This window comes from Actinomadura roseirufa, assembly GCF_900659635.1.
Taxonomy (GTDB): domain Bacteria; phylum Actinomycetota; class Actinomycetes; order Streptosporangiales; family Streptosporangiaceae; genus Spirillospora; species Spirillospora roseirufa.
The window spans coordinates 1-7,949 of record NZ_CAACVB010000311.1; the positions used below are offsets into that span (position 1 = coordinate 1).

At 75.3% G+C, this 7,949-nt stretch carries 8 protein-coding genes and 2 pseudogenes; 3 read left to right on the forward strand and 7 right to left on the reverse strand.

Features of this window, described 5'->3' with window-relative positions; translation table 11 throughout:
- Nucleotides 1-684, reverse strand: a pseudogene (locus E1291_RS42675) (hypothetical protein); the annotation flags it as partial.
- 138 nt (nucleotides 685-822) lie between these two features.
- Nucleotides 823-1,410: a DUF1707 SHOCT-like domain-containing protein gene (locus E1291_RS36155; protein WP_131742557.1), complete on the reverse strand. Its 588-nt coding sequence runs from the start codon at nucleotides 1,408-1,410 to the stop codon at nucleotides 823-825.
- Nucleotides 1,411-1,622: 212 nt separating this feature from the next.
- On the opposite strand from E1291_RS36155, the gene E1291_RS36160 reads away from it, so the two are divergent.
- Nucleotides 1,623-2,207, forward strand: a complete 585-nt coding sequence (locus E1291_RS36160) for a Uma2 family endonuclease (protein ID WP_131742558.1) — start codon at nucleotides 1,623-1,625, stop codon at nucleotides 2,205-2,207.
- Nucleotides 2,208-2,330: 123 nt separating this feature from the next.
- The gene (locus tag E1291_RS36165) at nucleotides 2,331-3,260 is read left to right on the forward strand and encodes an NADP-dependent oxidoreductase (RefSeq protein ID WP_131742564.1); all 930 of its coding nucleotides are present in this window, start codon (nucleotides 2,331-2,333) and stop codon (nucleotides 3,258-3,260) included.
- A gap of 3 nt (nucleotides 3,261-3,263) precedes the next feature.
- Here the strand turns inward: E1291_RS36165 and E1291_RS36170 are convergent, their stop codons facing one another.
- On the reverse strand, nucleotides 3,264-5,198 hold the full coding sequence (locus tag E1291_RS36170) for an elongation factor G (RefSeq protein ID WP_131742559.1): 1,935 nt from the start codon (nucleotides 5,196-5,198) through the stop codon (nucleotides 3,264-3,266).
- Between the two features lie 172 nt (nucleotides 5,199-5,370).
- Between E1291_RS36170 and E1291_RS36175 the strand changes: the two genes are divergently transcribed.
- Nucleotides 5,371-6,084: a cupin domain-containing protein gene (locus E1291_RS36175; RefSeq protein ID WP_131742565.1), complete on the forward strand. Its 714-nt coding sequence runs from the start codon at nucleotides 5,371-5,373 to the stop codon at nucleotides 6,082-6,084.
- Between the two features lie 78 nt (nucleotides 6,085-6,162).
- Here E1291_RS36175 and E1291_RS36180 read toward each other — a convergent pair whose 3' ends face one another.
- The 4 genes and pseudogenes from E1291_RS36180 to E1291_RS43525 all read right to left on the reverse strand — a co-directional run.
- Nucleotides 6,163-6,768 (reverse strand): GTP-binding protein, encoded by a 606-nt coding sequence (locus tag E1291_RS36180; RefSeq protein WP_131742560.1) that lies wholly within the window; start codon nucleotides 6,766-6,768, stop codon nucleotides 6,163-6,165.
- On the reverse strand, nucleotides 6,749-7,204 hold the full coding sequence (locus tag E1291_RS36185; RefSeq protein WP_131742561.1) for a DUF742 domain-containing protein: 456 nt from the start codon (nucleotides 7,202-7,204) through the stop codon (nucleotides 6,749-6,751). The genes E1291_RS36180 and E1291_RS36185 overlap by 20 nt, the downstream gene beginning before the upstream one ends.
- 1 nt (nucleotide 7,205) lies before the next feature.
- On the reverse strand, nucleotides 7,206-7,652 hold the full coding sequence (locus E1291_RS36190; RefSeq protein WP_131742562.1) for a roadblock/LC7 domain-containing protein: 447 nt from the start codon (nucleotides 7,650-7,652) through the stop codon (nucleotides 7,206-7,208).
- A pseudogene (locus E1291_RS43525) lies at nucleotides 7,649-7,949 on the reverse strand (hypothetical protein); the annotation flags it as partial. The pseudogene E1291_RS43525 and the gene E1291_RS36190, both read right to left, overlap by 4 nt.

Sequence of the window (7,949 nt, forward strand, 5' to 3'; positions counted from 1 at the left end):
CGCGTCGCCGCCCCGCCCGAGCGCGACGACCGCCACGGCCGCGGCCAGCACCAGGGCCGCCGCGACGGCGATCCCGGCGCGCAGTCCCGGCGTCCGCGCGGCGGTGGCCTTCCGCCGCGCCTCGGCGGCGGAGAACACCTTCTCCCCCAGCTCCGCCTCCGCCGCGGCCTTGGCCGCCTTCCCCTTTGCGCGCTTCTCCTTGCCGGGCACAACGGCCTTCCCGGCTGCGGAGGACGGCTTCGCCGCCTTGGCGGGAGCGACCGGCTCGGCAGGAGCGACCGGCTTGGCCTTGCCGGCGGACTTGGGCTTGGGCTTGGCAGGGGCGTCCGGCTTGGCGGTAGCGGCCGGCTTGGCCGGAGGCTCGGTGGAGGCGGCGGGCTTCGCAGGGGTGCGGGCCGGTTTCGGTGGCTTCTTCTTCCCCGGCCTCCGTCCGGTGTAGGACGCGCCCGCGGACGGCGCGGCGGCCGGGACGGCGGGGTCTCCGGGACGCGGGCCGTGGCGCCAGGTCAGGCCGGCCGACCGCCACGCCTCGAAGGCGCGCTGCCACGGGGACAGGGACGCGGGCAGCTCGGCGAGGTCCGCGGCGACGCCGAAGGTGAGGCGGCGCCGGACCTGGCGGGAGCCGGCGGGCTCCTGCTCGGCCGTGCGCCGGGCCTCGTCCTGCTCCGGGGTCCTCGCGGTCACACGCGCTCCTTCACCCGCCACGGTCCTGCCGGACCTCGAGTCTCAGTGTCGACTCACATCAAACCGCGCCACATCGCCCCGTGTTCGGACATCGACGTGAACGGCAGCCGATCATGGCCGCGGGAGCGTTCTATCACCTCAGGACCGACGAATCCGATCTTTCACCTCGATCGCCCCCTTATAGGCCAAACCTTGGATGTGAACGACCGGTGCGTCGGCCGCCGGGGAGCCCTGAACGTCGGCGGACACGCCCATCCCGCCGCTCTCCACGCGGACGCCGGGCGGCACGAGGACCTCGACGGTGGACTTGTAGGCGATGACGCGAAGCGTGGTCACCGGGCCGTCCAACTCGGCGGCGCGCAGGTCGAGCAGGGAGCCGCCCTTGTAGACGACAGACGTGAAGCGCTCGGGCAACCGCCAGCGGCCACTGCGCCTGACACTGCTCTTGTAGGCGAACTGGAGCCGGCCCACGGGGCCGGGCGCCGGGGTCGCGTGGGCGGCTGAACCGGGCGCCGCCGACGGGAGATCGCCCGCGACGCGGGCGAGGTCGTCCTGGGTGCGGGCGGCGAGCGCGCATTCGATGCGCTCGTCCAGCTCCGCTTCGGTGAGCCGCCCCTCCGCGAAGGCGGTGTGCAGCCGCACGAGGGTCTCGTCGCGGTCGCGGTCGGAGGCTCGCAGGGCGGGCGCGGCCTCCGGGCCGGCCCCTGGACTCTGCTCGACGCTCATGGGTTCTCCTTCGAGGCGGTATGCCTCCGGCGACCGCGCTCCGCCGGCGGGAGCCGGGAGCAACTCGCGATGTATCGTAACTCGCCCCCGGTGGACTTTCGAGGGTTTCGCCCGGATCCGGCCGGTCCGACGCGCGATCTTCGCCTCCGGCTCCGCCGGACGTCCGTCCACTAGATTCGGATCAGCCCGTGCCGACGTGAGGGGGACGATCCATGGGCGGGACGGCCGGCCGCGCCCACGGCCCGTACACGCTGTACGACCTGGACGCGCTGCCCGAGGAGGGGCGGCGGTACGAGCTCGCCGACGGCTGGCTGCACGAGCTGCCGGGCGACCTGTGGCACGACCACGCCGCCGCGCAGCTGAAGGGCGTCCTCAAGGACGCCGCACGCCAGGCCGACGCCGACGTGCACGTGGCGGGGGCGCCGCAGGACGTGACGACCTCGGCGGGGATCCGCAAGCCGGACGTGTTCGCGGTCGGCCGCGACGTGGCCCGCGCGGCGCTGGAGCGGCGCACCCGCACCTACTACGGGCCCGACCTGCTGCTGGTCGCCGAGGTCGTCACGCCGCGGACGGTGAACGAGCAGATCGACCGCGTCCGCAAGGTGGAGGAGTACGCGGCGACCGGCATCCCGCACTACTGGCTGGTCGACCTGGAGCCGCGCCCCACGGTGACGTTGCTGGAACTGGAGGACGGCGGGTACCGGGTGGCGGGCAAGGTCCGCGCCGGGGAGACGCTCCTGCGGGAGCGGCCGTTCCCGATCTCGTTCGATCCGTCCCGGCTGTCGGAGATGGACTGACCGCCGCCTGGCCGGATCCTTGCGCATATTGGCGATCTCGCCACTTCTGGGCCGCCCCGCCGGGCGGCAGGCTGGTCGGCGCGAACGTCACCGACGACAGAAGGACAGATCATGCCGGAACGCATGCGCGCCGTCAGCCAGGACGTCCTCGGCGGGCCCGAGGTACTGAGGCTGATCGAGACCGACCGGCCCGAGCCGCGCCAGACCGAGGTGCTCGTGCGGGTTCACGCGGCGGGGGTGAACCCCACCGACTGGAAGCACCGCGCGACCGGCGGGCACCTCGGCTCACCGCCGTTCACGCTCGGCTGGGACGTGTCCGGCGTGGTGGAGGAGACCGGGTACGGGGTGGCCCTGTACAAGCCGGGCGACGAGGTGTTCGGGATGCTGCGCTACCCGTTCGGCGGCGGCTCGCACGCCGAGTACGTGTCGGCGCCGTCGCGGACGTTCGTGCCGAAGCCGGACGCCCTCGACCACGTCCAGGCCGCCGCGCTGCCGCTCGCCGCCCTGACCGCCTGGCAGGCGCTGGTCGACACGGCCGGGGTGCGCGAGGGGCAGCGGGTGCTGGTCCACGCGGCGGCGGGCGGCGTCGGCCACCTCGCCGTGCAGATCGCCAAGACAAGGGGCGCCCACGTCATCGGCACGGCGAGCGCGCCCAAGCACGAGTTCCTGCGCCGCATCGGCGTGGACGAGGCCGTCGACTATCGCACCGTGGACTTCGCCGAGACCGTCCGGGACGTGGACATCGTCATCGACACCATGGGCGGCGACTATGGGCCGCGCTCGCTGCGGACGCTGCGCTCCGGCGGCGTGCTGGTCTCGCTCCTGCCCGGCGCCCCCAGCGGCCTCACCGGCGTGGACGTTCCGCCGGGGGTGCGCACCGAGGGCCTGCTCGTCGAGCCCGACCACCACGCCCTGACGCAGATCGCCGCGCTCGCCGCCGACGGCCGGCTGCGCGTGGAGATCGACACCGTGCTGCCGCTGGAGGAGGTCGCGAAGGCGCACGAGCGCGGCGGCACCGGCCGGGTCACCGGCAAGATCGTCCTCACCGTGTGAGGGTCACCCGCGGACCGGGCGGCGGCCCAGGTGGCGCAGGTACGCGGCGCGGTTCAGCGGGTCGCCGCCGGTCCGCTCCCGCTCCGGCGGGGCGCCCTTCACCGGGCGCTCCCCGGACGGCCTGGACCACCAGACCCCCTCGCCGCGGGTCAGCGCGGGCAGCGCCGCACCGGCCTCGCGGACGCGGTCCACGGCGATCTCGCCCCGGACCGTCCACCCGCCGGGGCCCGGCCGCGGCTCCACCGCGCTCGCGCCGAGCGCGGCGAGCCGGCCGAGGACGGCGCTGAGCGCGTCCTCGGGGATCTCCGCCTCGAACGCGTGGCACGGCTCGAAGACGCGGGTGCCCGCCGCCGCCAGCGCCGCCATGAGGACCAGCGGGGTGAGCCCGCGGAAGTCTGAGGCGGTGCTGACCGGCCCGCCGAAGCCCGACAGCGTCAGCGTGACCGCGCAGTCGGTGACCGGCCAGCCGCGCAGCCCCTGCTCCAGGGTGCGGTGGACGGTCTCCTCGATCGCCCGGTCGAACGCGGCGGGCAGCGCGCCGAGCTCCACCTCGCGGCCGAACCCGATCCCCGAGCCCGGCGGGCCCGGCTCGACGCGCAGCCCGACCGACGCCCAGAAGTCGGGGACGCGGCGCCGCCAGTCCATATCCTCGGCGGCCTCGCCCACGCCCGCCGGGCGCTCCAGGTAGACGGTGCGGCTCGGTTCGAACGCCGCCTCGACGCCGTGCTCGGCGCGCAGCCGGGCCGCGATGATCTCCTTCTGCACCTCGCCGTACAGCAGCACGGACGTCGCGCCGCCCGGCGCGGGCCGGGCCCGGATCAGCGGATCCTCCTCGGCGAGGCCGAGCAGCGCCGCGCGCAGCCGCGCCGAGTCGTCCGGCCTGCGCGCCCGCACGACCGTCTCCAGGGAGGGCGCCGGGAACGCCGGCACGGCGCGCACCGGCGGGCCGATCCGGTCGCCGACGCGGATCCCGGCGAGCCCGCTCACCCGGGCGATGTTCCCGGCGGTCAGGCGCGGGCCGGCCGAGCCCACCACGTCCAGCCCGGTGATCCGGCCGGTGCGCGTCCCGTCCCGTCCCTCGAAGGCGACGTCCTGGCGGACGCGCAGCTCGCCGGAGAACAGCCTCAGGTAGGCGGTCCTCTCCCCGGACGGGCCGCGCTCGACCGCGAACACCGTGCCGCGCGGACCGCCCTCCGCGTCCCCGCCGGCCGGTGGCAGGTACGCGGCGATGCCGTCCAGCAGGCCGGCGACGCCCGTGCCGGTCACCGCCGACCCGAAGTACAGCGGGTGGACGAGCCCGGCCGCCGTCTGCGCCCGCAGCGCGGCACGCACGGAGGCCGGATCCGGCTCCCGGTCCTCCACCAGGTCGGCCAGCAGCGCGTCGTCGGCCTCCGCCAGCACCTCGGCCGCGGCGGGTCCGGGCGGGACGGGCACGGCGCGGGCGGCGGCGGTCCCGGCGGCGCGGACGCCGTTCATCACCGCGACGCGCGCCGACAGGCGGCTGCGGACCTGGGCGAGCACGGCGTCCGGCCGCGCGCCGCCCCGGTCGATCTTGTTGACGAACAGCAGGGTGGGCAGGCCGAGCTCGCGCAGCGTCCGCATCAGCACGCGGGTCTGCGCCTGGACGCCCTCCACGGCCGACAGCACCAGGACGGCGCCGTCCAGCACGCCGAGGGCCCGCTCGACCTCCGCGACGAAGTCGGCGTGGCCGGGCGTGTCGATCAGGTTGACCCGCAGCGGCCCGGCGCGGAACGAGGCGACGGCGGAGCGGATCGTGATGCCGCGGCTGCGCTCCAGCTCGCCGCGGTCGGTCTGGGTGTCGCCCGCGTCGACGCTGCCGAGCCGGGAGATCGCCCCGGTGTCGAACAGCAGCCGCTCGGTCAGGCTGGTCTTGCCCGCGTCAACATGCGCGAGGATGCCGAGGTTGAGGGTGGTCATGTGCGCTGAAGTCCTCGAAGGCTCTCGTCCTGACAGGGAACGTGGAGAATCCGAAGACCTGGCGCATCTCGCCTCCGTTGCTCGGCCGCTGGAGAACGTCCATGCTGCCAGAGCGGCGGACCGCGGCGGAAACGGTTATCTCCCGGGGCGGCCCCCTAGGCTCGGAGGCGTGATGCTGCTGACGACGCTCGAAGCATGGCGGGCCCAGGACGGCCCGCGGTTCGTCCTGTCCGAGGCGGGCGCCGTCTGGGCGCCCGACGAGGGCCCGGACGGCGCGGGGACGGCCGACGCGCTCGCGATCGCCGACGACGTGTTCGCCGAGGGCCAGGTCCTCGCGGTGACGCTGGACCCGGCTCCCGGCGCGGTGCCGCCGCGCGGGGTGGTCGAGCGGGCGGCGGCGTCCCGCGTCCGGTACGCCAGGCGCGGCCCCGACGGCCGCCACGTCGCGTTCCTGCCCCGCCCGGCCACCGCGGAGGCCCTCGATCTGCTCCCGCACCCGGAGGGCGGCTGGTACCGGGAGACGTGGCGGTCGGACGTCCGCTCCGTCCCGGACGGCTACCCGGGCGAGCGGGCGAGCGCCACCGGGATCTACTTCCTGCTGCCGCCGGGCGAGGAGTCGATGTGGCACGCCGTCCGCTCGGCCGAGGTGTGGCTGTGGCACCGCGGCGGCCCGCTGACCCTGCGGCTCGGCGGCGGCGGTGAGCGGCCGGCGGCGGCCCCGGCGGAGGTCGTCCTCGGCGCGGACCTCGCGGCGGGCGAGGTCCCGCAGGCGGTCGTCCCGGCCGGGCACTGGCAGGCCGCCCGCCCGGCGGGCGCGCGGGAGGTCCTGGTCAGCTGCGTGGTCTCGCCCGGCTTCGACTTCGCCGACTTCCGCGCCCTGCCCTAGGGCGGGGCCGTCCGGACGCACCGGGCCCGGTCGCGGGGCGCGCCGCGAGGCGACCGCCGTGACCGGGCCCGGGGAGGATCAGTAGGTGACGGCCTGGCGGCCGCTCATGGTGCGCATGATGTGCTCGACGAGGGTGATGAGGACCTGCTTGGCCGACTCGCGCTCGCGCACGTCACAGGTGATGACGGGGATGTCCGCGGACAGGTCCAGCGCGTCGCGGACCTGGTCGGGCGAGTGCTGGCCGGCCCCGTCGAACCGGTTGACGCCGATGATGAACGGCACCCCCCGGCGCTCGAAGTAGTCGACGGAGGCGAAGCAGTCGGCGAGCCGCCGGGTGTCGACCAGGACGACCGCGCCCAGCGCGCCCTTGGCCAGCTCGTCCCACATGAACCAGAACCGGTCCTGGCCGGGCGTGCCGAACACGAACAGCACCAGGCCGTTGGGCAGCGTGATGCGGCCGAAGTCCATCGCCACGGTCGTCGTCGTCTTGGACGCGACCGCGGACGTGTCATCGATCCCGATGCTCTTCTCTGTGAGGGCCTCCTCGGTGCGCAGCGGGCGAATCTCGCTGACCGCGCTCACCAGGGTGGTCTTGCCGACGCCGAAGCCGCCGGCCACAAGGATCTTGACGGTCAGCGCGGACTCGCCCGGTGAGGCGGCCGCGTCAGAGCGCACGGATTCCATCGATCACTTCCTTGAGTACGCGCTCGCTGGGGAACTGCGCCACCGGCGCGGGGCGGCGGACCTGGATCAGCGAGTGATCGAGAAGGTCGCCGAGCAGGACGCGGACCACCCCGAGGGGCAGTTCCAGATCCGACGCTATCTCGACAACGGACAACGGGGTGCGGCAAAGCTGCAAGATCGCCTCATGTTCCGGTTCCGGCGCCCATCCGGGCGCGCCGGCCGGAGCCGCCGGGACGGCCGCCGCGCCCGGCGGGTCCACGACGACGATCAGCGCGACGAGGTCGAGGTCGGCGCCGCCGTAGTGGGTGCGGCCGCCGGTGAGCGCGTAGGGGCGCACCACCGGGCCCGCCGCGTCGTCGAACCAGGCCGCGCCGGGACCGCCGTCGCGGTGCCGATGCGCGGGGCCGGGTTCCTCCGGACTCTCGCTGCGGTCCACCTCACACGCCGCCCGGCTCGGACGCGGCCACCCGCGGGTTCGCCGACAGGTGCTGCCCGACCCGGGTGACCAGCATCGCCATCTCGTAGGCGATGATCCCGAGGTCGGCGTCGGCGGCGGCGAGCACCGCCAGGCACGCGCCGCGGCCGGCCGCGGTGACGAACAGGAACGCCGACTCCATCTCCACGATGGTCTGCCGGACGGGCCCGCCGCCGAAGGACTCCCCCGCGCCGCGGGCGAGGCTCTGAAAGCTCGCGGCCACCGCGGACAGGTGGTCGGACTCCTCGCGGGCGAGGCCGCGCGAGGCGGCGATGCGCAGCCCGTCGCTCGACAGCACCACCGCGTTCTGTACCGGGGCGACACGCTGGACGAGGCTGTCGAGCAGCCAGTTCAGCTCACCTCGGCCTCCGCCCGGGACCTCCGCGCCGGAGTGCTGGGCATCTGTCATGGGGTGTCGTCCTCCTGATCGACTCGGTTCTGCCCGGCCTCGGTCTCGGCCGCGTCCTGCCGGCCGCGCCGCATGCCGCGCTGCATGGCGGACATCATCGATCGCAGCTCCTCGGGCGAACGGGCGTCGTTCGCCTCCGGCACATCCTGTGGGACGGTCCCGGCGCCGCCCCGCGGTGCCGGGCCGGTCACGGGCGCCGCCTCCGCGGGCTCGGCGGCACCGGGGGGATCACCGACGACGACACGTTCGTCACCCTCGCGCGGTTCGAGTCCCGGGAGGCCGCGCGCCGCAACAGCC